The sequence below is a fragment of the Inquilinus sp. YAF38 genome (assembly GCF_052113205.1).
GTDB lineage: Bacteria > Pseudomonadota > Alphaproteobacteria > DSM-16000 > Inquilinaceae > Inquilinus.
The window spans coordinates 117,072-141,941 of the sequence record NZ_JBFRCU010000006.1; the positions used below are offsets into that span (position 1 = coordinate 117,072).

The 24,870-nt window shown below is 70.0% G+C and carries 25 protein-coding genes; 8 read left to right on the forward strand and 17 right to left on the reverse strand.

What is annotated here, in order from left to right; translation table 11 throughout:
• Nucleotides 1-42: 42 nt before the first annotated feature.
• The 10 genes from gndA to AB4Z01_RS04560 all read right to left on the reverse strand — a co-directional run bounded on the left by gndA (nucleotide 43) and on the right by AB4Z01_RS04560 (nucleotide 9,087).
• Nucleotides 43-1,470, reverse strand: a complete 1,428-nt coding sequence (gndA, locus tag AB4Z01_RS04515; protein ID WP_441690995.1) for an NADP-dependent phosphogluconate dehydrogenase — start codon at nucleotides 1,468-1,470, stop codon at nucleotides 43-45.
• A gap of 234 nt (nucleotides 1,471-1,704) precedes the next feature.
• Nucleotides 1,705-2,667, reverse strand: coding sequence for an alpha/beta hydrolase (locus AB4Z01_RS04520; protein ID WP_441690997.1), 963 nt, complete (start codon nucleotides 2,665-2,667; stop codon nucleotides 1,705-1,707).
• Between the two features lie 13 nt (nucleotides 2,668-2,680).
• A complete protein-coding gene (locus AB4Z01_RS04525) occupies nucleotides 2,681-2,824 on the reverse strand; it encodes a hypothetical protein (protein ID WP_441690999.1) in 144 nt (47 codons plus the stop codon).
• 20 nt (nucleotides 2,825-2,844) lie between these two features.
• Nucleotides 2,845-3,549, reverse strand: coding sequence for an SDR family NAD(P)-dependent oxidoreductase (locus AB4Z01_RS04530; protein WP_441691001.1), 705 nt, complete (start codon nucleotides 3,547-3,549; stop codon nucleotides 2,845-2,847).
• An 86-nt stretch (nucleotides 3,550-3,635) separates the two neighbouring features.
• Nucleotides 3,636-4,208, reverse strand: a complete 573-nt coding sequence (locus tag AB4Z01_RS04535; RefSeq protein WP_441691003.1) for a flavin reductase family protein — start codon at nucleotides 4,206-4,208, stop codon at nucleotides 3,636-3,638.
• The gene (locus tag AB4Z01_RS04540; RefSeq protein WP_441691005.1) at nucleotides 4,205-5,152 is read right to left on the reverse strand and encodes an ABC transporter substrate-binding protein; all 948 of its coding nucleotides are present in this window, start codon (nucleotides 5,150-5,152) and stop codon (nucleotides 4,205-4,207) included. The genes AB4Z01_RS04535 and AB4Z01_RS04540 overlap by 4 nt, the downstream gene beginning before the upstream one ends.
• A gap of 7 nt (nucleotides 5,153-5,159) precedes the next feature.
• Entirely contained in the window at nucleotides 5,160-6,251 is a 1,092-nt protein-coding gene (locus AB4Z01_RS04545) for an LLM class flavin-dependent oxidoreductase (RefSeq protein ID WP_441691007.1), read from the reverse strand.
• Between the two features lie 21 nt (nucleotides 6,252-6,272).
• On the reverse strand, nucleotides 6,273-7,448 hold the full coding sequence (locus tag AB4Z01_RS04550; protein WP_441691009.1) for an acyl-CoA dehydrogenase family protein: 1,176 nt from the start codon (nucleotides 7,446-7,448) through the stop codon (nucleotides 6,273-6,275).
• 2 nt (nucleotides 7,449-7,450) lie between these two features.
• Nucleotides 7,451-8,284 carry an ABC transporter ATP-binding protein gene (locus AB4Z01_RS04555; protein WP_441691011.1) on the reverse strand — a complete coding sequence of 278 codons (834 nt, stop codon included), beginning with the start codon at nucleotides 8,282-8,284 and terminating at the stop codon, nucleotides 7,451-7,453.
• Nucleotides 8,285-8,289: 5 nt separating this feature from the next.
• Nucleotides 8,290-9,087, reverse strand: coding sequence for an ABC transporter permease subunit (locus AB4Z01_RS04560; RefSeq protein ID WP_441691013.1), 798 nt, complete (start codon nucleotides 9,085-9,087; stop codon nucleotides 8,290-8,292).
• A gap of 315 nt (nucleotides 9,088-9,402) precedes the next feature.
• Here AB4Z01_RS04560 and AB4Z01_RS04565 point away from each other — a divergent pair, with 315 nt between their 5' ends.
• The 3 genes from AB4Z01_RS04565 (at nucleotide 9,403) to AB4Z01_RS04575 (ending at nucleotide 12,029) form a co-directional block, all read left to right on the forward strand.
• Nucleotides 9,403-9,999, forward strand: coding sequence for a nitroreductase family protein (locus AB4Z01_RS04565; RefSeq protein ID WP_441691015.1), 597 nt, complete (start codon nucleotides 9,403-9,405; stop codon nucleotides 9,997-9,999).
• A gap of 251 nt (nucleotides 10,000-10,250) precedes the next feature.
• Entirely contained in the window at nucleotides 10,251-11,225 is a 975-nt protein-coding gene (locus AB4Z01_RS04570) for an ABC transporter substrate-binding protein (RefSeq protein ID WP_441691017.1), read from the forward strand.
• Nucleotides 11,226-11,246: 21 nt separating this feature from the next.
• Nucleotides 11,247-12,029: a class II aldolase/adducin family protein gene (locus tag AB4Z01_RS04575; protein WP_441691019.1), complete on the forward strand. Its 783-nt coding sequence runs from the start codon at nucleotides 11,247-11,249 to the stop codon at nucleotides 12,027-12,029.
• 68 nt (nucleotides 12,030-12,097) lie between these two features.
• Here the strand turns inward: AB4Z01_RS04575 and AB4Z01_RS04580 are convergent, their stop codons facing one another.
• The 5 genes from AB4Z01_RS04580 to AB4Z01_RS04600 form a co-directional block, all read right to left on the reverse strand.
• Nucleotides 12,098-13,462 (reverse strand): amidase, encoded by a 1,365-nt coding sequence (locus AB4Z01_RS04580; protein WP_441691021.1) that lies wholly within the window; start codon nucleotides 13,460-13,462, stop codon nucleotides 12,098-12,100.
• Nucleotides 13,463-13,774: 312 nt separating this feature from the next.
• On the reverse strand, nucleotides 13,775-14,143 hold the full coding sequence (locus AB4Z01_RS04585) for a VOC family protein (RefSeq protein ID WP_441691023.1): 369 nt from the start codon (nucleotides 14,141-14,143) through the stop codon (nucleotides 13,775-13,777).
• A gap of 206 nt (nucleotides 14,144-14,349) precedes the next feature.
• Nucleotides 14,350-15,042, reverse strand: a complete 693-nt coding sequence (locus tag AB4Z01_RS04590) for a helix-turn-helix transcriptional regulator (protein WP_441691025.1) — start codon at nucleotides 15,040-15,042, stop codon at nucleotides 14,350-14,352.
• Between the two features lie 31 nt (nucleotides 15,043-15,073).
• A complete protein-coding gene (locus AB4Z01_RS04595) occupies nucleotides 15,074-15,649 on the reverse strand; it encodes a short chain dehydrogenase (protein WP_441691027.1) in 576 nt (191 codons plus the stop codon).
• Nucleotides 15,650-16,076: 427 nt separating this feature from the next.
• Nucleotides 16,077-16,793 (reverse strand): NAD(P)H-dependent oxidoreductase, encoded by a 717-nt coding sequence (locus AB4Z01_RS04600; RefSeq protein ID WP_441691029.1) that lies wholly within the window; start codon nucleotides 16,791-16,793, stop codon nucleotides 16,077-16,079.
• 94 nt (nucleotides 16,794-16,887) lie between these two features.
• Between AB4Z01_RS04600 and AB4Z01_RS04605 the strand changes: the two genes are divergently transcribed.
• The gene (locus AB4Z01_RS04605; RefSeq protein ID WP_441691031.1) at nucleotides 16,888-17,778 is read left to right on the forward strand and encodes a LysR family transcriptional regulator; all 891 of its coding nucleotides are present in this window, start codon (nucleotides 16,888-16,890) and stop codon (nucleotides 17,776-17,778) included.
• Nucleotides 17,779-17,977: 199 nt separating this feature from the next.
• Nucleotides 17,978-19,909: a calcium-binding protein gene (locus AB4Z01_RS04610; protein WP_441691033.1), complete on the forward strand. Its 1,932-nt coding sequence runs from the start codon at nucleotides 17,978-17,980 to the stop codon at nucleotides 19,907-19,909.
• A 22-nt stretch (nucleotides 19,910-19,931) separates the two neighbouring features.
• Here the strand turns inward: AB4Z01_RS04610 and AB4Z01_RS04615 are convergent, their stop codons facing one another.
• Nucleotides 19,932-20,288, reverse strand: a complete 357-nt coding sequence (locus tag AB4Z01_RS04615; RefSeq protein WP_441691035.1) for a winged helix-turn-helix transcriptional regulator — start codon at nucleotides 20,286-20,288, stop codon at nucleotides 19,932-19,934.
• 135 nt (nucleotides 20,289-20,423) lie between these two features.
• Between AB4Z01_RS04615 and AB4Z01_RS04620 the strand changes: the two genes are divergently transcribed.
• Together AB4Z01_RS04620 and AB4Z01_RS04625 are read left to right on the forward strand one after the other, a co-directional pair.
• Complete coding sequence (locus tag AB4Z01_RS04620; RefSeq protein ID WP_441691037.1) at nucleotides 20,424-21,299, forward strand: NAD(P)-dependent oxidoreductase; 876 nt, start codon at nucleotides 20,424-20,426, stop codon at nucleotides 21,297-21,299.
• Between the two features lie 15 nt (nucleotides 21,300-21,314).
• A complete protein-coding gene (locus AB4Z01_RS04625) occupies nucleotides 21,315-21,731 on the forward strand; it encodes a GFA family protein (protein WP_441691039.1) in 417 nt (138 codons plus the stop codon).
• Between the two features lie 115 nt (nucleotides 21,732-21,846).
• Here the strand turns inward: AB4Z01_RS04625 and AB4Z01_RS04630 are convergent, their stop codons facing one another.
• Nucleotides 21,847-24,093 carry an adenylate/guanylate cyclase domain-containing protein gene (locus AB4Z01_RS04630; RefSeq protein WP_441691040.1) on the reverse strand — a complete coding sequence of 749 codons (2,247 nt, stop codon included), beginning with the start codon at nucleotides 24,091-24,093 and terminating at the stop codon, nucleotides 21,847-21,849.
• A 340-nt stretch (nucleotides 24,094-24,433) separates the two neighbouring features.
• Here AB4Z01_RS04630 and AB4Z01_RS04635 point away from each other — a divergent pair.
• On the forward strand, nucleotides 24,434-24,870 hold a 437-nt coding region (locus AB4Z01_RS04635; protein ID WP_441691042.1), incomplete at its 3' end, for a hypothetical protein.

Below are 24,870 nucleotides of genomic sequence, written 5' to 3' on the forward strand. Positions count from 1 at the left end.
CGCCGTCAGACGGCCTCGCCGGTAGCATTTACAGACGGTCTCTCAGCCGTGCGCCTGGCTCCACGGGCCGTGATGCTGGCCCTCGGCGTCGATGCGGCCGAAGCCGTGCGCACCGAAGAAGTCGCGCTGGCCCTGGGTCAGGTCGGCGGTCGAGCGCGGCTGGCGCAGCGCCAGCCAGCGCGAGGTCGCGGCCGACAGGGCCGGCACCGCGTGGGCGTGGCGGATCGCCTCGGCCACCACCTCCGGCAGCGCGCCGGCGGCGCCCTCGAACAGCGGCGTCAGGCCCGGTGCCAGCACCAGGGACTCGATGTCCGGCGTCTGGTCATAGGCCGAGGCGATGCGGTCCAGCAGGGTCGAGCGGATGATGCAGCCGGCGCGCCAGATCCGGGCGACCTCGGCCAGCGGCAGCTTCCAGCCATATTCGCGCGAGGCCGCCGACATGATGGCGAAGCCCTCGGTGTAGGCCAGGATCTTGCCGGCCAGCAGCGCCTTCTCCAGCAGCTCGATCGCCGCCTCGCGGTTGCCGGCCAGGGTCAGCGGCCGCGCCGCGCCGGGGAAGCGCTCGGACAGGGTTTTGCGCAGGGCACGCTCGGCCGAGACGCCGCGCGCCTCCACCGCCGCGGTGATCGAGGAGGCCGGGGCGCCCAGCGCCAGCGCCTCGATCGCCGACCAGCGGCCGGTGCCCTTCTGGCCGGCGCTGTCGACGATGACGTCGACCAGCGGCTTGCCGGTCTTCGGGTCTACCGTCTTCAGCACCGTGGCGGTGATGTCGACCAGGTAGGACGACAGCGGGCCCTTCGACCAACGCTCGAACACGTCGCCGATCTCGACCGGGGTCAGCCCGAGGCCGCGGCGCAGCAGGCCGTAGACCTCGCCGATCATCTGCATGTCGGCATATTCGATGCCGTTGTGGATGGTCTTGACGAAGTGGCCGGCGCCGTCGGTGCCCAGCAGGGCGCAGCATGGCGTGGTCTCGAACTTGGCGGCGATCGCCGTGAAGATCTTGTCGACCCGGCCATAGACCTCGGGCTTGCCGCCGACCATGATCGACGGGCCGTGGCGCGCCCCCTCCTCGCCGCCGGACACGCCGACGCCGAGGAAGGCGAGGCCCGCCTTGTCCAGCGCACCCTCGCGCCGCACCGTGTCGTGGAAATTGGCGTTGCCGGCGTCGATCAGGGCGTCGCCCTTGTCCAGCAGCGGCTGCAGCCGGGCGATGGTCTCATCCACCGCGGCGCCGGCCTGCACCATCAGCAGGATGGCACGGGGCTTCTTCACCGCCGCCACCAGCTCCTCCGGCGTGTGGCAGGGGACCAGCCGCTCGGCCAACGGCCCGGCCAGGGCCATCGCCTCGTCGGTCCTCTCACTGCTGCGGTTGTAGAGCGCGACCTTGAAGCCCTTCTCCGCCATGTTGAAGGCGAGGTTCCGGCCCATGACGGCCAAGCCGACGACTGCGATATCCGCGTCGCTCATCTGATGCCTCTTCTCTGTCCGCTGATGACCAGACGGCCAATCGATGGGGCTATCGATAGTAAACCGTTGGTTACTTGTCCATGCCGGTGGGGAAGAATGAGCCGGCTCTGGCCGTTCAACCCCGTCATTGCGAGCGCAGCGAAGCAATCCAGTCCCGCAGCCGGCGCGGGCGGCGACACTGGATTGCCACGCCCCTTCGGGGCTCGCAATGACGGGGTGGAGAGTGGCGGTGCCTCAGACCAGATGCCGCTTCAGCGCCGCGACCACGTCGTCGCGGGCCTCGCGGGCGCGGGACAGCAGGCGGGTCTGCGCCAGGAAGCCATGCGGCATGTCGGGATACAGCTTCAGGCTGTGCGCCGCGCCGATCCCGGTCAGCCGCCGATCCAGGTTGAGCGTGTCGTCGAGCAGCGGGTCGAGTCCGGCGGCGAGCAGCGCCAACGGCGGCAGGCCGCCGAGATCCGCCGTCAGCGGCACCGCCTCGGGGTTCGTGCGCAGCGCCGGGTCGGGCAGGTACTGGGTCCAGAACCAGTCCAGCTTGGCGGTCGACAGGCCGTAGCGGCCGTCGCCGAAATCGCGATGCGACGCCGTGTCGTGGTCGGCCGACAGCATGCCGTAGACCAGGGCGCCGAAGCGCGGCAGCGTCTCGCCCAGGTCGCGCAGCCGCAGCAGCGTGGCCAGCGCCAGGTTCCCGCCGGCGGAATCCCCGCCGATGCCGATCCGCCCGGGATCGATGCCCAGCGCCACGGCATGCTCGCGCAGCCAGCGCACCACCCCGACCGCCTGGTCGCGCGCGGTCGGGAATTTGTGCTCGGGCGCCAGGGCGTAGTCCAGGCCGACCACCACCACCCCGGCGTCGCGCGCCACCTCGCGCTTCCAGCGGTCCAGCGAGTCGATGCCGCCCAGGGCGAAGCCGCCGCCATGGGCGTGCAGATAGGCCGGCAGCGGCCCGGCCGCGCCGTCCGGATAGTACAGCCGCACCCGCACCGGCACCGGCAGGTCGGACAGGACATGCTCCTCGATACGGGCCAGCGGCGGGGCGTCCTGGTTCAGGAAGGCCTGCAGCGTCAGGGCGTGGCCGCGGGCGACGACGGTCGGCGTCGTCAGCACGTCGGCCTGGACGATGCCGCTCTCGCGCAGCAGCGCCTGGGCGGCGAGGAATTCGGGGGCAAGGCCCGGCGGGGTCAGGGAGTCCGGCATGGGACCTCGATCGTCAGCGGGGCATGGGGCGGCGAAAGGCGGCCCGGAGCCTGTCCAGCAGGCGGGGGCCGGCCGGCCGCGTCCGCTCGGCCCGTTCTTCAGGCGCCTCGGGCAACCGGCTCTCCAGCGTGTGGATCAGCCAACCGATCGTGTCCATGGCCCCTCCGAACCGTGAAATCAGAAAGTCTCCACCCAGGGCCGCAGCTCGATCTCCCAGCTCCAGGCGCTGCGCGGCTGGCGCAACAGGTCGACATAGCTCTGGGCGATGGCATCGGGATCCAGGGTGCTGTCCGGCTTGGCGGGCGGGTCCTCGCGCCCGGCCTCGCGGATCTGGCCGTCGATCACGACATGGGCGACATGGATGCCCTGCGGCGACAGCTCGCGCGCCATGCTCTGGGCCAGGCCGCGCAGCGCGAACTTGCCCATGGCGAAGGGGGCGGAGCGGGCATAGCCCTTGACGCTGGCCGAGGCGCCGGTGAACAGGATGGCGCCGCGCTTTTTCGGCAGCATCCGCCGGGCCGCCTGCTGCCCGACCAGGAAACCGCCGAAGGCCGACACCGCCAGCACCCGCTGCACCTCGGCCGGGTTCAGCTCGGCCAGCGGGCCGCGCAGTCGTCCGCTGGCGTTGTAGACCACCACATCCGGGTCGGCGCCGAAGCGCTGCTGCACGGCGTCGAACAGCCCGGCCACCGCCTGGGCGTCCGAGGCGTCGGCGGTAAAGGCGGCGGCGCCGGTCTCCTCCAGCAGCGGCTTCAGCTTGTCGGTGTCGCGCGCGGCGACGGCAACGCGCAGGCCCTGGCGGCTGAGCAGCCGGGTCAGCGAGGCGCTGAGCCCGCTGCCGGTGCCGACGATCAGGGCTGTCTTGTAGCTCTCACGGCTCATGGCTGTCCTCGGGACCGGGTTGGCTGCGCCGGGTGCGCCCCTGTCCTATCATGTCGTCGGCAATGTCCACAGCCGCAAGGCCGATCTCAGGCCGGCCGGATCGCGCCATAGGCCCCGCGCCAGTACAGCAGGGGATCGGTGCCGGGGGCACCCCCGGTCCCTCCCACCCCGTGCAGGGCCTGCACCCGGCCGATCAGAATGTCGTGGGAGTGGCGCTGGATCCGTTCCTCCAGCGTGCAGTCGAAGGCGACCAGCGCGTCGGCCAGGATCGGCGCGCCGCTGGCCAGCTGGATCCAGCGGGCGCCGGCGAAGCGGGCTTCGCCCTTCTCGCCGTTGCGGCCGGCGAAGCGGTCGGCGACCGGCTGCTGCGACGCCGCCAGCACGTTGATGCCGAAATGCGCGTGCCGGACCAGCAGCGGCCAGGCCGAGGCCGAGCGGTTGACGCAGACCAGAACGGTCGGCGGGTCGGCCGACAGCGACACCACTGAGGTCGCGGTCAGGCCGTTGCGCTCCGATCCCAGCCCGGCGGTGACGATGCTGACCGCCCCCGCCAGGTGGCGCATGGCGCCGCGGAAGTCGTCGTTGGTCACCGGCGGGTGGCGTTCCTCCCAGGGCTCCAGGCCGGCGGCGGCCAAAGCGAGCAGGCTGTCGAGGCTCATTTCTTTGCCAGCTCCGCCAGCACCGGGTCGTTGAACGATCGGTCGAGCACGGTGTTCGCGTCCAGCTGCGTCTGGATCAGCCCGGCGCGGAAATAGAGATCGATGGTCTTCTGCTCGTCGGCCACCACGGTGTCGTCGATCGCCACCGGCCGCACGGCCTGGCGGGACAGGTATTGCAGCGCCACCTCCTGCGGCAGGCCGACCAGCTTGCTCCAGATCTCGGCGTAGGCCGGGTAGTTGCTGGTGCCCCAGCTCCGCGCCTTGGCCAGCCGGCCGACGAAATCCTGCAGCGCCGCTCGCTTGTCCTCGATCGCATCCGGCCGGGCGACCAGGAAGCTCAGGCCCGGCGTGATGCCGACGCCGGTGACGACGCGGCGGGCGCCCTCCTGCAGCTCCAGCTGCGAGGTGTAGGGCTCCCAGGTCGACCAGCCATCGATGGCGCCGCTCGACAGGGCGGCCTTGGCCTCGGCCGGCAGCAGGTAGACGATGGTGACCGCATCCGGCTTCAGCCCGGCCTGCTCCAGCGCCGCCAGGATCAGCTGGTGGCCGATCGAGCCGCGGCCGGTGCCGACGGTCTTGCCGACCAGGTCCTGCAGCCCCTGCACCGGCGAGTCCTTCGGCACGACGATGGCCAAGCCGTCCTGCTTCGACCGGATCGCCGCGATCGCCTTCACCGGCACCCCCGCGGCGGCGGCGAAGTTGAAGGGCGCGTCGCCGACGCTGCCGGCATCGATGGCATCGGCGTTCAGCGCCTCCAGCAGCGGGGCGGCGGCCGGGAACTCGCTCCATTCGACCCGATAGGGCAGATCGGACAGCACGCCCGCCGCCTCCATCACCGACCGGGCGTTGCCCTTCTGGTCGCCGACCCGCAGCACGGTCTCGGCATGGGCCGCGCCGGTGACCGCCAGGGCCAGGGCGAGCCCGGCCAGAATGCGCTTCATCATCGTCGTCTCACTCCGCCGCGGTGGCGCTGGCCCGCGCCCGGTCGGCGACCAGCTTGCGGGTCAGCGGGATCAGCTCGCGGCCATAGTCGATGGCGTCGTCCAGCGGGTCGAAACCGCGGATCAGGAAGGTGGTGACGCCGAGGTCGTAATAGTCCAGCAGCGCGTCGGCCACCTGCTCCGGCGTGCCGACCAGGGCGGTGGAGTTGCCCTTGGCGCCGGTCAGCGCGGCGATGCCGGTCCACAACCGCTTGTCCAGCCGCGGGCCCTTGGCTGCCGCTTCCAGCAGGCGCTGCGACCCGGAATTGGCGGGCTCGGCGGCGCGCTTGTAGCCGGTCTTGTCCTGCACCGCGCGCGCCTGCTCCAGGATCGCGTCGGCGCGGGCCCAGGCCTTCTCCTCGGTGTCGGCCAGGATCGGCCGCAGCGACAGGCTGAAGCGCAGCTGCCGCCCGTGCTTCGCCGCCGACGTCCGCACCCGGCCGGTCAGCTCGCGCACCTGGGCGTGGGTCTCGCCCCACAGCGCATAGATGTCGGCATGCTTGCCGGCGACGGCGATGGCCGCGTCGGAGGCGCCGCCGAAATAGACCGGGATGTGCGGCGGCCGCACCGACCTGACGGTCGAGAAGCCGCGCTCGAACCGGTAATGCGCGCCCTCATGGTCGAACGGCGCGTCGCTGGTCCAGATCTTGCGCAGGATGCCGAGATACTCGTCGGTGCGGGCGTAGCGCTCATCCTTGGTCAGGAAGTCGCCGTCCTGGCGCAGCTCGGCATCGTCGCCGCCGGTGATGATGTGCACGGCGACGCGGCCGCCGGTCAGCTGGTCCAGCGTCGCGAACTGCCGCGCCGCCAGGGTCGGGGCGGTGAAGCCGGGCCGGTGCGCGATCATCAGCCCCAGCTTCTCGGTCACCGCGGCGGCATGGCCGGCGATCAGGATGCTTTCCGGCGAGGTCGAGTGGAAGGCGACCAGGGCCCGGTCGAAGCCGGCGGCCTCATGCGCCCGGGCGACCGTCTCGATATAGGGCACGTCGATCACCGGCCCGCTGGCGGGGCGGGTCTCGGAGAAGTCGCGGGTGCCGATGAAACCGATGAATTCGACGCTCATGGCAAGATCCTCGAAGCGATGTCAGAGGCCGAGGGCAAGGCGCCCGGCGGCAAGGCGGATGGAATCGTCCTGCGGCGTGTGGATGCGGGCGCACAGCACGTCGCGGTAATGCCGCTCCAGCGGGTTGGCGCGGGCCAGGCCGGGGTTGCCGGTCAGCCGCACCGCGGTTTCGACCGCGGCGATGGCATTGCCGGTGACGATCAGCTTGACGATGCCGCTCTCGGTCGGCGTCGGCGGACGGCCGTCATCGACGTCGCGGGCGGCGCTGGCGATCAGCCGGGCGTTGACCGCGAGCCGGGCCTCGATCTCGCCGACCGCGTCCTGCATCCGCGGCAGGGTGGCCAGCGGCGCGCCGAGATTGGCCGGGGCGCGGGTCTTCAGGAACTCGACGAACCAGTCGCGCGCGGCGCGGGCGATGCCGTCATACAGCGCGCCGATCAGCACCGCGCCCCAGGCCGACTTCACCGGCTCCGGCGTCCGCCAGGCCTCGGGCGGGCGCAGGTCGACGGCGTGGTCCAGCGGCACCAGCACGTCCTCGAGAATGACGTCGTGGCTGTTGGTGGCGCGCATGCCGAGCTGGTCCCAGCTTTCGACCACGCGGATGCCGGGCGCGGCCGCCGGCACCAGGATCGTACCGACCCGCGGCTCGGCCTCGTCGGTCACCGCCCAGACGGCGAGCCAGGACAGGATCGGGATGCCGGTGGCGAAGATCTTGTGGCCGGACACGCGCCAGCCCTCCGGCGTCCGCCGCGCCACCGTCGCCGGCAGACCGCCGCGGGCGGGGGTGCCCAGCTCCGGCTCGACCCGCAGCGCATTGATCAGCGACACGCCGGCGGTGGCCTCCCGGCCCAGCCGCTCGGCCAGAGGCGCCGGCCAGCCGCGCTCTTCCATCGAGGCGTGCTGCAGATACTGCATCGACAGCACCAGCGCGGTGGAGGGCTCGCCCCGGGCGATGCCGCCGATCACCGTCGCCGCGTCCTGCAAGCCGCCGCCGAGGCCGCCGAAGCGCCGCGGCGTGACCAGGGCCAGCAGCCCTTCCTCGGCCAGCCGGTGGAAATTCGCGGAGGGGAAGGCGCCGCTGCGGTCATGCTCCGCCGCCGTTCCGGCGAATTCCGTGGCCAGGGCGGCCACGGTCTCCGCCAGCGTCGGCGGTGCGTCAACACTGCGCAGCGGCTGGTCCGGTCGGGCCAAGGCCATGCTCAAGCTCCGACAGGGGCCGGGGCGCCATGCCCAGCGGACACCGGCCGGCCGGCGGGGCGGGGAGCGGCCGGCACGGCCTCGCCCTCGAACTCGTCGACGCCGAGATCGGCCAGCAGCCGGGTGCGCAGCCGGACGAAGCCGGGGTCGCCGTGGCGGCGCGGCCGGTCCAGCGCGATCGGGATGTCGGTGGCGATGCGGCCCTCGGCCAGCACCAGCACCCGGTCGGCCAGCAGCAGGGCCTCGTCGACGTCATGCGTGACCAGCAGCACTGCCGGGCGATGCGCCTGCCACAGCGACCCGACCAGCCCCTGCATCTTCATCCGGGTCAGCGCGTCCAGCGCGGCGAAGGGCTCGTCCAGCAGCAGCAGCCGCGGCTCGCGCACCAGGGCCCGGGCCAAGGCGGTGCGCGAGGCCTCGCCGCCCGACAGGGTCAGCGGCCAAGCATCGATCCGATGCGACAGCCCGACCTCCTGCAGCGCGGCGATGGCGCGGTCGCGGGCGTTCGAACCGGTCAGGCCGAGCGCGACGTTGCGCCAGACGCTCTTCCACGGCAGCAGCCGCGGCTCCTGGAACACCACTGTTCGCTCCGACGGCACGGTGACGGTGCCGGCGGGGGCGGGGTCCAGCCCCGCCAGCGTGCGCAGCAGCGTCGACTTGCCGGAGCCGCTGCGGCCCAGCAGGGCGACGAAGGCGCCGTCGGGGATGTCGAGGTCGAGCCTGTCCAGGATGTTCGGCCCGCCGAAGGATCGGGTCAAGCCGCGGATGCGGACAACGTCAGGGCGGGCGGCGGCGGGTTCGGTGTCGGCCCGGTGGCGGGCGGCGGAGAGGGGCACAGGGCTCACTCCTTCACGAAGCTGGGGCGCCAGCGCAGCACGCTGCGCTCGATCCCGCGGACCAGCTGGTCGGCGCCGAGGCCGAGCAGGGCGTAGACGATCAGGCCGACGAAGATGATGTCGGTGCGCAGGAAGTCGCGCGCGGTCATCACCAGGTAGCCGATGCCGCTGGAGGCGTTGATCTGCTCGCCGATCACCAGGCTGAGCCAGGCCGAGCCGAGCGAGTAGCGCAAGCCCACCAGGGCCGAGGGCAGGGCGCCCGGCAGGATCACCTGGCGCACCAGCTCGCGCTGCGACAGGCCGAACACGCTGGCGGCCTCGACCAGCTTGGCGTCGACGCCGCGGATGCCGGCGAACAGCGTCAGATAGATCGGGAACGCCGAGCCGAGCGCGACCAGCGCGATCTTCGGCGTCTCGCCGATGCCGAACCACAGGATGAACAGCGGCACCAGCGCCAGGAAGGGCAGGGTGCGCAGCATCTGCATGGTGGCGTCGACCAGGTCCTCGCCGCGGCGGGACAATCCTGCGACCAGGGCCAGCCCCGCGCCGGTGGTCACGCCGATGGCGAGGCCGGCGGTGACCCGGCCGAGCGAGACCAGCAGGTGCTGCAGCAGCTCGCCCGAGGCCAGCAGCGTCCAGAAGGTGGCGATGATGGTCGCCGGCGAGGCGATCGACCGCGGCGGGATCAGCCCGGCCGAGGAGCCGGCCTGCCACAGCAGGATGATCACCAGCGGCGGAATGAAGCGGCGGAACCGCTCGATCCGGAAGCCGCCGGCAGGCTGGGTCAGCGAGAGGGTGGCCAAGGCGATGTCCTGTTGCCGAGGAAGCGAGAGGCGACAGCGGGCGTCGCTGATATGTAGATAATGACTGACGATATTTCTCAGTCAATGTGATTCTGAAATTAATATCGCAAAATAAATGTATAATAAGCAACGCGTTGATCCGTCGGAATTTTGTGTAGGGTGCTGATGCCGGATCGGCCGTCTCGGCCGCCGCCGCATGGCAGCGATGCTGGGTGATTAACATAAGAAATTTGTTTTGACGGCGCTTTGGCCGGTATCACAATGGCCTTCGCGATCAGCCGAAGCCAGTCGTCCGGACCGGCCCATGGAGTCGACATGACCAGCCTCAACGGCCGCGTGGCCGAGCACGACATCGATGCCCTGTTCCTGCGGCGCTGGTCGCCGCGCGCCTTCACCGAGGAGGCGATCCCGGAATCGGAGCTGCTGCGCTGCTTCGAGGCGGCGCGCTGGGCGCCCTCGGCCTACAACTCGCAGCCCTGGCACTTCATCTATGCCCGCCGCGGCACCGAGCGCTGGCCGGTCTTCCTCGAGATCCTGAACGAATGGAATCGCGGCTGGGCGCAGCATGCGGCGGCGCTGGTGATCGTTACCTCGAAGACGAAGTTCGACCAGCCCGGCAAGGGCGAGACCCCGCTTCTCACCCACTCCTTCGACGCCGGCGCCGCTTGGTCGAACTTCGCCCTGCAGGCCCTCCTGTCCGGCTGGCACACCCACGGCATGTCCGGCTTCGACCGCGACAAGGCCCGCGACCTGCTGGGCTTGCCGCCGGAGTATGGGGCCGACGCCGCCATCGCCATCGGCCGGCTCGGCGACAAGGCGGCCTTGCCGGAGAAGCTGCAGGAGCGCGAGGTGCCCAGCAGCCGCAAGCCCCTGAGCAGCATCGTCTCGGAAGGCGCCTTCCGGGTCGGGTAGGGGCTGGTTGCTGCGCCGGCCCGTCCCCTTCCTGTCATTGCCGGGCTTGACCCGGCAATCCAGTCTTTGTCGACAGCCTCTGGATGCCCGGGTCAAGCCCGGGCATGACAGGTTAAGATTTAACAACACTATTGTGCTATAAATTTCAATTTGACTCACATAGTTTTGTATATTCCTATAACCCACATCGAATCCCGGCATTGCCGCGTCCACGCCCACCGGCCGCGTCCACGCCCACCGAAGGATCGCCCGTGCCCATCATCCTGTCGCGCCGCTCGCTGCTGGCCGGCGGCGCCGGCGTCCTGGCGCTCTCCGTGCCCGGGCTGTCCCGCGCCGAAGCCGGCGTCACCCTGCGCGCCGCCAAGTACAAGGGCCGCGAGGACAACCTGCTGCGCGCCGCCGGGCAGCTCGACACGCCCTACACGCTGAGCTTCGGCGAGTTCGCTTCCGGCAACGTCATCGTCGAGGCGATGAATGCCGGCGCCATCGATGTCGGGTCGATGAGCGAGATCCCGCCGGTCTTCGCTGCCGCCTCCGGCGCCCGGGTCAAGGCGGTCGCGATCATCGCCGACGACGTCAACAACCAGGTCATCCTGGTGCCGAAGGACAGCCCGATCCGCGCGCCCTCCGACCTCGCCGGCAAGCGCGTCGGCTATGTCCGGGCCACCACCACCCAGTACTATCTGGCCCGGATCCTGAAGGCGGCCGGCCTGTCCTTCGCCGACATCACCGGCGTGCCGCTGACCCCGGCCGACGGCCGCGCCGCCTTCGACCAGGGCGCCATCGACGCCTGGGCGATCTACGGCTACTCGGTGCCGATCACCATCGCCGCCTCCGGTGCCCGGGTGCTGGTCACCGCCAATGGCTACCTCTCCGGCAACTACATCTACGCCGCCCGGGCCGAGGCGCTGGACGATCCGGCGCTGTCGGCCGCGATCGGCGACTACCTGCTGCGCATCAAGCGGGCCTGGGCCTGGCAGCAGGCCCATCTCGAGGATTGGGCGACGATCTTCAGCGGCGCCATCGGCGTGCCGCGCGACATCGTGCTGGGCCAGCTGCGCAACGCCAGCCAGCCCAACGACCTGAGGCCGGTGACCGACGACGCCGTCGCCTCGGTCCAGGCCGTCGCCGACACCTTCATCGAGCTCGGCCTGGTGCCCGGCCCGATCGACGTCGCCCCGCTGTTCGACCGCCGCTACGGCGACCTCCTGGCCAAGAGCGCCTGACCCCCTCGCGAGGACCGACCCATGAGCCAAGCCACCGTCGCCACCCGCGCCCGGGACTTCTTCACCCTGCCGCAGCACAATTCGCTGGCGGCGGAGCGGCTGCACCGCAAGCAGCGCCTGGCCGCCGCCTTCCGCATCTTCGCCCGCCGCGGCTTCGACCAGGGGCTGGCCGGCCACATCACGGCGCGGGACCCGGAGCTGACCGACCATTTCTGGGTCAACCCGTTGGGCAGGCATTTCGGCCAGATCCGGGTCTCCGACCTGCAACTGGTCAACGAGCATGGCGAGATCGTCGAGGGCGACCAGCCGATCAACGAGGCCGCCTTCGTCATCCACGCCGCGATCCACAAGGCCCGGCCCGACGTGGTGGCCGCCGCCCACACCCATTCGACCTATGGCAAGGCCTGGTCGACGCTGGGCCGGCTCTTGGACCCGATCACTCAGGATTCCTGCACCTTCTACGGCGACCACGGCCTCTACGGCGAATTCCACGGCGTGGTGCTGGAGGCGGAGGAGGGCCAGCGCATCGTCGGGGCGCTGGGCGACCGCAAGGCGGTGATCCTGCAGAATCACGGCTTCCTCACTGCCGGCCCGTCGGTCGAGGCGGCGGCGTGGTGGTACATCGCCATGGACAACGCCGCCCACGCCCAGCTGCTGGCCGAGGCCGCGGGCATGCCGATCGTGCTCGACCACGACACGGCGAAGTTCACCTATGACCGGGTCGGCGGCCCGACCGGCGGCGCGCTCAGCTTCAAGCCGCTGTGGGACTGGATCGTCGCGGCCGAACCCGACCTGCTGGATTGACGGCTCCGTCCGGGGGGACGGGGAGGGGAGAAGGCCCGGCCAAGGGGGACCTCGGCCGGGCCTTTCGATCAGCCGCGTTGGTCGATGCCGGCGGCCTCGGCGGCCAGGCCGATCGCGAGCAGCCGGGATTCGTCGCCGGCGGGGGCGGAGAGCAGCAGGCTGGTCGGCAGGCCGCGCCCGTCCAGCCCGGTCGGCAGGGCCAGGCCGCAGGTGGTCAGGATGTTGCCGAGCATGGTGTTGCGCAGGCTGCGCAGGTTGGTCTGGTGGTACAGCTCGACATCGGCTTCCAGCGGCGCGATCTCCGGCGCCGCATGCGGCACGGTGGGGAAGGCGAGCAGCGCGCCGTCCAGCTCCGCCACCAGGGCCGGGGTCAGCCGCCGGCGCATGGCCTGGATCGCCAGCAGGTCGCCCGCCGTCATCCGCTTGCCGCCGGAGATGCGGGAGGTGATGCGCGGGTCGACGCGGACGGCGTCGGGCCCCTCCATCAGCTCGCGGTGGAAGGCATAGGCCTCCGCCGCGGTCAGCGAGCCATGGGCGGCGCCGACCGCCAGCGCCTCGTCGAAGATCGCGATGTGTCGCCGCTCGACCGTCGCCCCGGCGGCCGTCAGCGCGGCCAGCGCCCGCTCGAAATTGGCGACCACGCCGTCCTCGGCATGGTCGAAGACGATGTTCTCCGGCACCACCAGCCGCAGGCCCGACAGCTCGGCGCGGCGGACATCGGTGGCGACGGCGCCGCGCAGCGCGGCATCCAGCAGGATGCAATCCTCCACCGTCCGGGCCAGCGGGCCGATCGTGTCCAGGGTCTGCGACAGCGGGAACACGCCGCTCTTGTCGATCCGGCCCTCGGTGGTCTTCAGCCCGACCAGCCCGTTGAAGGCGGCGGGGATGCGCACCGACCCGCCGGTGTCGCTGCCGATGGCGCAGGGGGCGAGGCCGCGCGCCACCGCGACGGCCGAGCCGGAGGAGGAGCCGCCGGGTGCCCGCGGCACGGCGTCGAACGGGTTCAGCGGCGTGCCGTAATGCGGGTTCAGCCCGAGGCCGGAATAGGCGAATTCGCTGAGATTGACCTTGCCCAGGCTGATCATGCCGGCGGCGGCCAGGTGGCGGGCGATCGGCGCATCGGCCTTGGCCGGCGGGGCGTTTCGCAGCACCTCGGCCCCGGCGGTGGTGACGGCGCCCTCCAGGTCGACCAGGTCCTTCCACGCGATCGGCACGCCGTCCAGCGGCCCCAGCGGCCGGCCGGCGCGGTAGCGCTTCAGGCTGGCCTCCGCCTCGCGCCGCGCCCGCGCCTCGGTCAGCAGCAGGAACACCGCCTGGTCCGGGCAGGCGCCGATGCGGTCGAAAAAGAACTCGGTGGCGGCCACCGGGTCGGTCGCGCCGGCGAGATAGAGGCGGCCGAGGGCGGCGGCGGAGATCTGGGACAGGTCGGTCACGGGCGATGATTCCTCGGCCCCGAATCCCCGTCGCCCCGGCGGGCCGCCGGCCGGGCGCGATCCGCCACTCGACCAGCCGCGGGGCGATTTGTCGACACCGGTTTTCGGGAGGCGCCCGGGTTTTCCACTCGCCCCCTCCCCTCGCGGGAGGGGGCAGGGGGAGGGGGTGTCGATCGAAGAGGGCCGGCCCGCGATAATCCGGGACGTCAAATGGTTGATCCAATCGTTGACTTCAGCCCCTGCGGCGCCAAACCCCTCCCCCTAACCCCCTCCCGCAAGGGGAGGGGGAGGATGAAGGGGTGCATCGGACAGTCACACCGTCAGGGCGAACACCCGCAGCCGGTGGCCGTCGGGGTCGAGGGCGACGAAGGTGTAGCCGAAATCCAGCTCGGTCGGCGGCTGCAGGATCGGCAGGCCACGGCCGCGCCACTCGGCATGCAGCGTCTCGACCGTGGCGGCGTCGGCGACGCTGAAGCCGATCTCGGCCCCGCCGCCGGCCGCCGTCGCCGCCGGCTCGACCGTGTGCCGCGACCACAGTCCCAGCTTGGCCCCGCCGTCGAGCAGGAACAGGGCGAAGGTGGGCGCGGATTCGACCGGCTCGCGGCCCAGCAGCCCGGCATAGAAGGCGGCGCTGGCCGGCGGGCTGTCGACATAGAGCAGGGTATAGCTCGGGATCGGCATCGGGTCCTCCTGATGTGGAGACCTTCTCAAAGCGCCCACCCTTCGCCGTCATTGCGAGGAGGCGAAGCCGACGAAGCAATCCAGGGCCAGTGCGAGCCGCCCTGGATTGCTTCGCTCCGCTCGCAATGACGGTGTGGGGGGCGAGAAGGTCTCTTTGTGGCGACGGCCCCAGGATGCACGCCCATGCTGTCAGTTTCCGGCAGCAGTCAATCGCGTGACGCGATGCCCTGGCTCTCGCGCCATTCCTTCAGGAGCGATTGGCGCCGGCGCGGATAGCGCGCCTCGATCGTCGCCAGCTCCACGATCCGGTCGGTGCGGAAATGGCGGAAGCCCTGGCGCAGCTCGCACCACGCCACCACCATGCGGACCTGGTCGAAGAAGCCCAGTGCGAAGGGCCAGATCACCCGCCGGGTTTCCGCCCCCTCCGGCCCGCGATAGGCGATCGCCAGCTTGCGCTCGGCCCGGATCGCCCGGCGCACCGCGGCGAGGTCGATGCTGCCGCCGGCGATCGCCTGGCCGGGGCCGACCAGCAGGGCATTGGCGTCGAGGCCCTGGCGCAGGTCGTCCGGCAGCACCGCCGCGATCTTGGCCAGGGCGTTGCGGGCGGCGTCGCCCAGCCGGTCATCGGCGCGCTGCGCGACCCAGCGCGAGCCCAGCACCAGCGCCTCGATCTCATCCTCCGAGAACATCAGCGGCGGCAGCATGAAGCCGGGCCGCAGCACATAGCCCAGCCCCGGCTCGCCCTCGATGTCGGCGCCCTGGGCCTGCAGTGTGGCGATGTCGCGGTACAGGGTGCGCAGGCTGATTCCAGTCTCGGCCGCCAGCGCGCGCCCGCTGACCGGCCGGCGGTGGCGGCGCAGCACCTGGATCAGCGTCAGCAGGCGTTCGGATCGCGACATGGTTCCATGCTGCCAGAAGATGGCAGCAGCGTCAGGGCCTGATCACCTGGCCCTGCACCGACCCTTCCACCGCCGCGACATAGGCGCGGGCGACATCGGCCACGGGCGTGCCGCCGTCGCGGCCCATCGCCTGCAGCGTCTCGCGCACCCAGCCGGGGCTGACGGCGTTGACCCGCAGCCCGCGCGGCAACTCCAGCGCCGCGGCCCGCACGAAGCCCTCGATCCCGGCATTGACCAGCGCGCCGAAGGCGGCACCGGCCGTCGCCGGGTCGATGGTCCCGGCGGTCAGGGTGACCGAGCCGCCGTCGCGCAGATGCGGCAGGGCCAGCCGCAGCAGCGCCACCTGGCCCAGCAGCTTGCTGTGCAAGCCGTTCAGAAACGCGTCGTCGGGCGCGTCCAGCGGCGCCATGCGGGCGCTGGCAGCGCAGCACACCACCGCATCGACCGGGCCGGCCGCCACCAGCAACGTCGCGATCGAGCCCGGATCCTCCAGGTCCACCGAAGGCGACCCGCTGCGCGACGCCCGCACCACCTCGTGCCGCTCCTCCAGCGCCGCGGCGACCGCCGTGCCGATCGTGCCGGTGGCGCCGATGACAATGATCCTCATAGCGTTCTCCCTCGGGTGAGGCCTCTTCAGACCTGCATGAGCCGCTCCTCGCTCAGCCCATGCCCTTCCATCCTCCCCCTCCCCTTGCGGGCTACGGCATTCACACATCGATCGGCGATACCAGCCGCCGGTATAGGAACAGATTGCCTCTCCCGCTTGCGGGAGAGGTCGGACAACCGAAGGATGTCCGGGTGAGGGGATAGCGGCCTCGCCGAAGCACCGCTTTGCCAAGAGCGAGCGCATGATCCGCCCGGTCCTGAAACGCTGATCCTGGTGTCGCGGCCGAGCCGCCCTCACCCGGTCTCGCTGCGCGAGCCCGACCTCTCCCGCAAGCGGGAGAGGCAATTTTGATAGCGCTCGGAGATGTGTAAATTGATAGTGGAGGGGGAATGTAAAAGTCCAATGGACGTTCGTTGAGAAAGTCCTCTCAGGCGGCGACGCTCGCCTTCAGCCTGTAGGTCTCAGGGTCGTAGTCGTCGAGCGTGGGAAAGCGCAGCGGCTCGGTGGTCGCCAGGGTCAGCAGCCGCTGCCGGTACTGCTCCAGACACACGCGCCGGCCGTCCTCGCCGACCCGGGCCGGCTGCCAGGCGATGAAGGGTGGCAGCACGTCGAAACCGGTGAAGCGCAGCATGCCGTGCTGGATCGGATACAGCAGCTGATGGATGTCGCCGTTCAGCCCGTCCGGCCCGTACATGCTGGCCGGGCCGCCGGCGGTCAGCGACAGCATGGCCCGGCGCCCGGCGAAGCGGCCGCGGTCGTACCAGACCCCGCCGCCATAGACGGCACCCATGGCGAAGACCCGGTCGACCCAGCCCTTCAGCATCGCCGGCAGCCCGAACCACCACAGCGGGAACTGGAACACCAGCGCGTCGCACCAGGCCAGCTTGTCCAGTTCGGCCTGCACCTCCGGGGCGAAGCCGCCGGTGGCGCTGGCATGCGCTTCCTCCTGCTGCTGCCGGAAAACCTTCGGGTCAAGCGCGCCGGTGAAGTTGCCGCGGCCGGAGCGTGGGTCCCAGCCCATGGCGTAAAGGTCGGAGACCACCACCTCGTGCCCCGCCTCGGCGAGGCAGCGCCGGGCTGTGTCGGTCAGCGCGCCGTTGAAGCTGCGCGGCTCGGGATGGGCATGGACGATCAGGATCTTCATGGCGGCCTCTCGCTGCTCTCCGCCACGTTGCAGCCTCGCCTCCTTGAAGAGAATGCCGCATAATCTTCAATAGCCTTGAAGCAGATGGTGCAGAATGCGCGGCAGCGATTATGCCGAGCTGCGGGCCTTCGCCGCGGTGGCGGAGGCGGCGAGCTTCTCCCGCGCCGCGAAGCGCCTTGGCGTTTCGCCCTCGGCGCTCAGCCAGACCCTGCGCGGGCTGGAGGAGCGGCTGGGCGTTCGCCTGCTGAACCGCACCACCCGCAGCGTCACCCCGACCGAGGCGGGTGAGCGCCTGCTCGACCGGTTGCGCCCGCTCTTCGTCGAATTCGACCAGGCGGTGCAGGAGGTGAACCGCTTCCGCGACGCACCCGCCGGCCGGCTGCGCATTAACGTGCCGCGCTTCGTCGCCGCGCATCTGGTCGGCCCAATGTTGGGCCGGTTCCACCGCGCTCATCCCGGTGTCGAGCTGGAGGTGGTGGTCGACGACACCATCACCGACATCGTCGCCGGCCGCTTCGACGCCGGCATCCGGCTGGGCGAGACGCTGGAGCGCGACATGGTGGCGGTGCCGCTGACGGGGGCACTGGAGCTGGCGGCGGTGGCGACGCCGGAGTATTTCGCCGAGCACGGCGTGCCCGAAAGCCCGGCCGACCTGCACCGTCACCGCTGCCTGCGCTTCCGCTGGCCGGGCGGCGGCGATCTCTATCGCTGGGAGTTCGAGCAGGGCGGGCGGGAGCTCGTGCTGGCGATCGACGGGCCGCTGGTGGTCAACGACGCCGCGCTGATGCTGCAGGCGGCGCTGGGCGGCGCCGGCATCGCCTATCTGCTCGACCGGCAGGCGCAGGTCGATATCGAGGCCGGGCGGCTGCAACGGGTGCTGCGCGACTGGTCACCGCGCTTCCCGGGCTTCTACCTCTACCACCCCGGCCGCCGCCAGATGCCGCCGGCGCTGCGCGCCTTCATCGACGTGCTGCGCAGCCCGTGATAGGACCACCGGCCCGCACGCCACGATTGCGAAGATCCATCGGATAATCGCCAAATTCGATCTAGGCGGCGGTCCCGCGAATCCCGTATCAAGGTGGGGTTTTGGACCGGATTCGAGTCCCACGCATTTTTGGGAGCATTGCATGGCGGACGTGAGCGGCACCGACGGGAAGGACTTTTTTCACGCCGCGGGAGACGGGATGACCGCCCCGCCTGGGTACAACGACTTCACCTATGGTCCGGGCGACAATATCTACGCCTTCGCCGGAGACGACATCGTCATCGGCACCGGCAACAACAATATCTATGTCGGCTATGACGGCTACGACCTCCTGGATTATTCCGGCTTCGGCCAGGGCCTGATCTTCTCCAACGACAACGTGGGCGGCTACAGCAGCATTCTGCGGCAGTCCGACAGTGTCCGCGTCGCCTTCTATTGGACCCAGCCCGGCTCCAGCTTCGAAGAGATTCACGGGACGGCCTTCGACGACACCATCCATTCGATGGGCGATGCCGTGTCGCTGCAGGGCGGCGGCGGCAATGACACCATCATCGCCGGCGCCAATGCCGAGACGCTGGACGGCGGCGCCGGCGCCGACACGGCGAGCTATGTCGATTCCCTGGTGGGGGTGACCGTCGACCTCCGGCTGGGCGGGGCACAGATTTCAGCCGGCATGGCCAGCGGCGACACCCTGGCTGGCATCGAGAACCTGATCGGCTCCGCCTTCACCGACATGCTGGACGGCGACGCCGGCGCCAACCGGCTGGCCGGCGGCGGCGGGGACGACATCCTCAACGGCCATGGCGGCGACGACGTGCTGGCCGGTGGCGCCGGGGCGGACCAGCTGGTCGGCGAGGCGGGCGTCGACACGGCCGACTATTCGGCCTCGGATGCCGGGGTGACGGTCGATCTGGTGGCCGGCACCGGTGTTGGCGGCGATGCCCAGGGCGACACGCTGGCGACCGTGGAAAACATCACCGGCTCGGCCTTCAACGACCATCTTTACGGCGACGCCGGCGTGAATGCGCTCGCCGGCGGGGCGGGTGACGACACGCTCCGCGGCGGGGCCGGGGCCGATGTGCTCGACGGCGGCGACGGCTCGGACTTCGCCAACTACCAGGGCTCGGCCGAGGCGGTGACCGTGAACCTGCTGGCCGGCACCGCCTCGGGCGGCGACGCGGCGGGCGACACGCTGACCGGCATCGAGAATCTCTACGGGTCCAGCTTCGACGACCAACTGACCGGCGACAACGCCCGCAACATCATCGGCGGCGAGCTCGGCAACGATATCCTCGCCGGTAATGGCGGGGACGATTCCCTGTCGGGAGAGGCCGGCGACGATCGGCTCGAAGGCGGCGGCGGCAACGACCGGCTCGTTGGCGGCGACGGCATCGACAACCTCCAGGGCGGCGCTGGCGACGATTCCATCGATGCCGGAGTGGGGAACGACACGATCGACGGCGGGGCCGGCAACGATTCGATCCGTGGCGGCGAGGGCGCCGACCAGATCGACGGCGGTGGCGGCAACGACTTCATCGAAGCGGGCGGCGGCGGCGACGTCGTCAATGGCGGCAACGGCATCGACACGGCCAGCTACGCCGGCTCGGCCACGGCGGTCCAGGTCTCGCTCGCCCTCGGGATCGGCACCGGCGGCGATGTGGACGGCGACATCCTGGTCAATGTCGAGCAGCTGCTGGGCTCGGCCCATGACGACCTGCTGATCGGCGACGCGAACGCCAACACGCTGTGGGGCATGGCCGGCGACGACCGGATCAACGGCGGCGGCGGGGCCGATGTGCTGAAGGGCGGGGCGGGTAATGACAGCTTCGTCTACACCGCCCTGTCCGACAGCACCGTGGCCGGTTCGGGCAAGGACACCATCGCCGACTTCACGGCCGGCGACCGCATCGACCTGTCCGGCATCGACGCCGACGGCAATTCGGCCAATGGCGACACCGCCTTCAGCTTCGGCTCCGGCGGCTTCACCGGCACGGCGGGCGAGGTTCGGGTGGTCGATTTCGGCGATGGCCGCCAGGGCGTCTATCTCGACGCCAATGGCGACAAGAGCCCGGATTCGATCATCACCGTCTATGCCGACCACGCCCTGACCGCGGCAGATTTCCTGCTGTAGCCGGCACGGCCGGGGCGGGCGCTCAGCCCGCCTTGGCCAGCGGGGCTGCGGTGAGGTCCTGGGCCCTGGCCTCGAAGGCCTTGCCCCAATGCGACATGGCGCCGACCGCGTCGTTCAGCGTCAGGCCGAACTCGGTGACCGAATACTCCACCCGCGGCGGCACCTCGGCGAACACCTCGCGGCGAACGATGCCGTCCGCCTCCATCTCGCGCAGCTGCAGGGTCAGGATCCGTTCGCTGATCCCCGGCAGCAGCCGCCGCAACTCGCCGAATCGGCGCCGGCCGAGATGCAGCTCCCACAGGATGTCGGTCTTCCACTTGCCGCCGATCACCGCCAGGGCGGTGCTCCAGCCGCAGCCATCGTTCCGAGATGTCTTCATTTCCGCAATACTTACATTGATGTGCGTCTCTAATAATATTGTCAGTACTTGATCACAGTCAAGTTGTTCGTAGATTTCGGGTCATCAGGGCCGGTTTGAGATTTCGGAGACAGGCCCATCATCCGGAGACTTCGCGTGAAATCAGAGATCTCGGTCATCGGCACGGGGCGGATGGGGTCCGCCCTGGTCCGCGCCCTGCTGCAGCAGGGCCATCCGACCCATGTCTGGAACCGCACGGCGGAGCGGACCGCGCCGCTGCTGGCCCTCGGCGCCCGGGCTGCGGAGACGGTCGTGGCAGCAGTGGAGGCCGCGCAGATCGTCATCGTCAACGTCTCGGACTACGCCGCCGCCGACCGGCTGCTGCGGGTGCCGCAGGTCGAGGCGGCGCTGCGCGGCCGGCTGCTGCTGCAGCTGACCTCCGGCTCGCCGGGCCAGGCGCGCGAGGCCGCGTCCTGGGCGGCGCGGCACGGCATCGACACTCTCGACGGCGCCATCATGGCGACGCCGAACTTCATCGGCGAGCCCGGCGCCACCATCCTCTATTCCGGCCYGAGCGCGCTGTTCGAGCGACACCTGGCGGTGCTGCGCGTGCTCGGCGGCAACCCGCAGCATGTCGGCGAAGATTCGGGCCACGCCTCGGCGCTCGACGCCGCCCTGCTGGTGCAGATGTGGGGGGCACTGTTCGGCGCGCTGCAGGGCATCGCGGTCTGCGCCGCGGAAAACATCCCGCTCGCGGCCTATGAGGCGCAGCTGCAGGCGTTCAAGCCGGTGGTCGATTTGGCGGTGGCCGATGTCGTCGCCCGGGTCCGGACGGGCCGCCAGGCCGGGGACGAAGCGACCCTGGCCACGGTCGCGGCCCATCACGGCGCCTTCCGCCAACTGCTGGAGCTGTGCCGCGAGCGCGGCCTGGACCGGACGGTGCCGGACGCCTTCGACCGGGTGTTCCGGGCGGCGATCGCCGCCGGGCACGCGCCGGACGATTTCGCCGTGCTCAGCCGGTATATTGGCTAGGACAGGGAGGCGGGCATGGACGACCGACAGGAAGAGACCAGGGTCGCGGCCTGCGCCTGCGGCGGCTTGCGGCTGACCCTCGCCGGCCCGCCGCTCGGCATCTATGCCTGCTGCTGCCTGGAGTGCCAGCGCGCCACCGGCAGCGCCTTCGCCGTCCGGGCCCGCTTCGCCGGCGACGCGGTCGTGTCGATCGAGGGCGAGCACCGGCAATGGCGCCGCGGCAGCGAGGCCCGCCGCTGGCTCGAGCACTGCTTCTGCCCCGCCTGCGGCGGCCTGGTGTTCATGCGCAGCGAGGCCGCGCCCGACATGCTCGCCGTCTCGGTCGGCTGCTTCGCCGACCCGGGCTTCGGTGCTCCGGCCACGGCCTATTGGACCTCGCGCAAGCCCGGCTGGTGCGCGCTGTCGGGCGCCCGCGAGATCGCCTGGCAATAGGGGCGCGCTCGTGCGTCTCGAGTGCGACCAGCCCGCCCGCAATTGACCGCATTCGACCCTAAGGCGACCTTCGGCCTGAGGCGCTTGACGACGCGATTCGGACCTAGACAGGAACTTACCTGATCACCGAAAATTCGTAGCGGTCTTGATCGCGGAAGAACAGATACTCATTCTCCAGGTCTAATGTTCCTCCCGGATTGCGAAAGACGACACGGCAGGATCTGATGGTCAATGGAGCGAAGGTGCACATCGCATCGCCTTCGATTCTGCTGACGCCTTCGACCGACTGCGTGCCGATGGTCGCGCTGAACGACCCGTCGATGGTGGTCGTCCGCCGATACGGGTTGACCGCCGGGACGACCTCGCGCCCCCGGATCCCATGGCCGAAAAGCAGCGCCTTGATTTCCGAGCCGGAGAGCCGGTCTTTCGACTTCGGATCGAAGCCGAAGGGCAGGTCCGGCACGCCCGCCTTGCGCAGGCCGTCGAGAACCCGGTCGAGATCCGCATAGCTCTTGAATGGAAGGTCCTGAATTGCCGCCAACCCGGTGAACTCGGCATAATTCAACGCCATTAAATAGGGCTTGATCTTCTCCCTGGCGGAGGCGGCATTTGCCGCGTGGCCGAGATGCCCCTCGGCCGCTATCAGCAACTCCAGACCCAAATACTTGTCCCGGACATCGGTGTCGTTTCCGATGCGAAAGTCGATCCTTTCCAAGGACGCGACAGCCTCTTCGAAACGGCTGAGGGAAAAGTAGGACAGCCCAGCCAAGTAATGGCGCCAGGTTGTCCAGTTGGGATCGATGCGCGCTGCGGCACTCAAGAAACCAAGTCCGTCCGCGGCCCGCCCGTTCAATGTCAGCGCGTAGCTCATTTCGTGATAGGCGTAGGGGTCGCTGGAATCGAGGGCGATCGCCCGCTCGGCCGCGACGATTGCTTCGTCGGATTTCTGCTGTGGAAGCAGTCGGTCGGCGAGAAGCTGGTAGTAGCCCGGTGAGGGATGCCTGGCCGCGTCCTCCAAATAGTCGTTGCTCTTGGCGGCGGTTTCGTCTCCCGAAAGCGACAAAGCGTTCTCGAAAGAACCCACGCCAGATGCGGTCCAATAGGCCCAGGAGAGCTCGGCAATGGCCGCGCCGAAGTCCGGGTCGAGCGCGACGGCCTGCTCGAACTGCTCGACGGCCTTGGCAAGGTCCTTCGGTTCGCCGCGATGCTCGAGCTCGACGCCCCGGAGATATGCCTCATAGGCCGCGGGATTGCTCGTGCCGCCTGCGATTTGCGCGGCGCGTTGGCCCGCGATCAGACGCAGTTTCAAGGATGTGGCGATCTGACTGACGATCTTGTCCTGAAAATCGAACACATCCGCCCAGGCACCGTCATAGCGCTCCGCCCATAGGTGTCCGCCGGTCGTGGTGTCGATGAGCTGGGCGCTGATGCGCATATCATCGCCGGCGCGGCGGACACTGCCCTCCAAGAGGTAGCGAACGCCCAACTCCGAGGCGATCTGTGCTGGCGGGACGTCCCTGCCCTTGTAAGTGAATGCTGCGTTTCGCGAGACGACGAACAGACCTGTGAGACGGGCGAGATCGGTGGTCAGGTCCTCCGTGATGCCATCGGCGAGATAGCCTTGCTCCTTGTCATCGCTGAGATTGTCGAAGGGCAGCACGACCAGCGACGGCCGGTCATCGGCCGCGGCGACATTCTGCTTGGCCGCCGGCTCGGACGCCGGCGCCCAGAGTCGCCACCATGCTGTTGCGGCGGTTAGCGCCAGGAAAACCAGCACGAATGCCCCGGCCAAAGTGCGCCATGACCGTGGGCGTTTTCGCGCGCCAATGGTCCTGCCGGCCGCCATCGGGTCGGTGACCACGCGATAGACGCGCACGGGCTCGGCGATGCTCTTCAGTTTCCTCTCGCCGAGGGAGGCGTATCCGACAGGAACCTTCGCCTTGACCTGATCATACGCGGTGCCTGAGATGGCGATACCGCCGGCCTCAGCGAGGGATTGAATCCGATCGGCGATGTTTACGCCATCGCCGTGGATGTCTTCACCCTCGACAATGATGTCACCGAGGTTGATCCCCACGCGAAAATCAATGCGGTGCTCCGGGCGTGCGACGGCGTTTCGATCGGCTTTGCCCTGCTGGATCTCCAGGGCACAGCGCAGTGCTTCGACGACGCTCTGGAATTCCGCGAGGATTCCGTCGCCCATCGTCTTGATCAGGCGTCCGTGATGGGCAGCGAATTTGGGCTCGAACACCTCTTTCAGGTCGGACTGAAAGCGGGCACGGGTCCCCTCCTCGTCGATCTGGCTCAACCGGCCATAGCCGACGACATCGGCGATCAACACGGCGGCGAGCCGACGATCCATGCACGGCGCCTCGTTGCGCTCGGGCCCGAAGTCTAGGCGGAACCAAACCTCAATGCCACCGGTCTCCGTCCAGCCGCAGCGCGCACCGAGCACCGAGCGAAGGGACACCCATTGTCCGGTTCTCGTTTGCAAAGCGGCTGTTTGTCCTCAGCGGCCGGAGAGTCCGGTTTCCGCCCTTTGCCGACTTCGGCGAGCTCCAGCAGACCCCGCCATACCCTACCGTCATCGCGAGCCCCGCAGGGGCGTGGCGATCCAGCTTGGCGCCACCCGCACCGGCTCGACGCGTTGTACATGCAACGTTCATTGCGTTAACCGTCGAATCTCGTTCATGATACGTTCCATGGAGCCCGCATCAGCAGATCTCGACGTCCAGGCCTTCTGCCGCAGCCTCGCGCTGCAGCAGATCCAGATGCTCACGCGCCTGGCCGAGATCGCCATGCAGCTGGCCGAGGGCGAGGGAACCCGCGCCGTCGCCGCCCAGGCCCGCGCCGCACAGCCCAAGRCCGACGAGGYCGCGGTGCAGGCGGCCCGKGCCGAGGCGCAGGAGGCCGGGCTGGCCTTCAACCGCTTCTCCCGCACCGTGCAGCGCTCCCTGGCGCTGCGCGCCCGTGCCGCCGACACCCTGTGCGCCCGCGAGAAAACCCAGGCCGCCGAGCGCGAGGCCRCCCGCGARGCCCGCCGTGACGCTCAGCGCTACCAGGTCGAGGARACCCTGCACGCGGTCATCTGGCAAGAGATCAGGGATCCCCGCCGCGCCGCCGCCCTCCAGGATGAGCT